Origin of the sequence: Bifidobacterium sp. UBA6881, assembly GCA_002451435.1 — a bacterium.
Taxonomy (GTDB): Bacteria; Actinomycetota; Actinomycetes; order Actinomycetales; family Bifidobacteriaceae; genus Bifidobacterium.
On sequence record DKCF01000112.1, the window covers coordinates 5,520 to 7,487 of the forward strand.

At 63.0% G+C, this 1,968-nt stretch carries 2 protein-coding genes; both read left to right on the top strand.

Annotated elements, in window-relative coordinates:
- Window positions 1-771, top strand: a 771-nt coding sequence (locus B3C64_RS08650) for a P-loop NTPase (RefSeq protein WP_291535083.1), incomplete at its 5' end; no start/stop codon positions are given.
- Window positions 752-1,741, top strand: coding sequence for a CpaF family protein (locus tag B3C64_RS08655; protein ID WP_291535084.1), 990 nt, complete (start codon window positions 752-754; stop codon window positions 1,739-1,741). The genes B3C64_RS08650 and B3C64_RS08655, both read left to right, overlap by 20 nt.
- Window positions 1,742-1,968: the final 227 nt, after the last annotated feature.

Genomic DNA, 1,968 nt, shown 5'->3' on the forward strand with positions numbered 1-1,968 from the left:
GGCAATATCGTGGTCGTCGAGGCGGCTACGGCCGGCGTGGGCGCAAGCACGTTGAGCGCGTTGCTGGCCCGCGAATTGACGGAAAGAGGATTGAAATGTGTGCTCGTCGATGCCGATCTGCATGGCGGTGGTCTCGATGTGCTGCTCGGTGCGGAAAATGAAGACGGCTCGCGTTTCGGTGAGATTAGCGCGCCATTGGGCAAAATCGACGGCAAGGCGTTGTTGCGCGAGTTGCCGACATGGGACGGCATACCGCTGTTGGCCTGTGACCCATGGAAAACCGAAAATCCGCAGTCGTGGGAAGTCCGGGCATGCGTTAAGGCGCTGGCGCGGGTACGGAGCGCGATCATCGTGGACGTCGGACAATGGCACCATCTGCCGAACATCCCCGAGCTAGAGCAGGGCATCCGCATCGTCGCCGTCGAATTGACGGTGCTGGGATTGGCCCGCGCCAAAACAAGCATCCAGACACGTCGCGCGCATGCGGAGCGGCATGACACGGCCGAGAACCGTGAGATAGTGATCGGCATGGTGCCGCGGGGAACGGTGCGCGAGCATGGCGTGACCTCGTTGGACGAGGCGGAGGAATATCTCGGATGCGAAATCAGCGCGATCGTCAAGCCGGACGCCAAGCTCTGCAGCGAGTTGCTTGAGGGCCTCGGATTGCGCAAACCCAACCGGGCCACGGCGAAGGCCATTGCGGTATTGGCCGATCGCGTGCAGGAGCTCATCGGAATGCGGCAGGTGCATCATGGAACTCGGGCCCCTTAGCGACATCGCTTCCGAACCCGGAGTCACCGATATCGCGGTGACCTGCGACGGCACGGTCTGGGCGGATTGCGGCCAGGGCATGCGGGCGCGTACGTTGCGCACGCCTTTCCCCACCGCGCAATCGATTCGCGAATTCGCCGTACGACTGTGCTCGCAACTGGGCAGACGGCTTGATGACGCCTGCCCGATCGCCGACGCCTCCACCATGGAAGGATTGCGGGTGCATGCGGTCATCGCGCCTCTGGTGCCGCAGGGCGCGGCAATCAGCATACGTCTGCCAAGTGCCGTCTGCCCCGACCTCGCCGCATTGATGCGCAACGGCATGTTCCCCGAAACGTGGCTGCCGCTGCTGAAAGGGCTTGTAGGACGGCGTGCGAGCATATTGGTGACCGGCGGCACCGGCGCGGGCAAGACCACCATGCTCAAGGCCCTGCTTATGCAATGTCCGCCAGCGGAACGCATCATCACCGTTGAGGAAGTGCGCGAACTTGGCATGATCCAACATGCCAACCATGTATCGATGGTCACCAGAGAAGCCAACATGGAAGGCGTCGGCGCAATCGGACTGTCCAGACTCATCGAGGCGACGTTGCGCATGAGGCCGGACCGTGTGGTGGTCGGTGAATGCCGTGGAGGCGAGGTCGTCGATCTGCTCAGAGCGCTCAATTCCGGGCACAGCGGCGGAATGACCACCCTGCACGCCAATCAAGTGGAATCCGTGCCGTCCCGTCTGGTGGCATTGGGCCTGCTGGCGGGATTGCAGCCGCAGGCCACCGCCGCGCTCGCGGAAGGGGCCTTCGACGTGGTGCTGCATGTGGAACGGCATGCCGGCGAACGCCGAATCACGCAGATCGGATGTCTCGAAACCGAGGACGGGCGGTTGCGGGGACGCGCGTTGGCGGTTTGGGACGGGCGTCGCATGCGGTTCGGCCGACGTTGGGATGATTTCATGCGTAGATGGAAGTGGTGATTGGTATGGAGCGTGTTGGCGACGTGATCGACGGGAATGCCGCAGGACGGCATGGGTTGCGCGATTCGTGCCGATCATGCGTCGATTCATGTATCGGTTCGGCCGGTGCATCGTCTGCATGGTGTAACGCGATGCCGAAACGGACAGGAGTGGCATGGTGGGGTTGATCGCCGGTTCGGCCGGCGTGATGGGTGTATGCGCGTGCATGCTATCCGCATTGGCCGTGT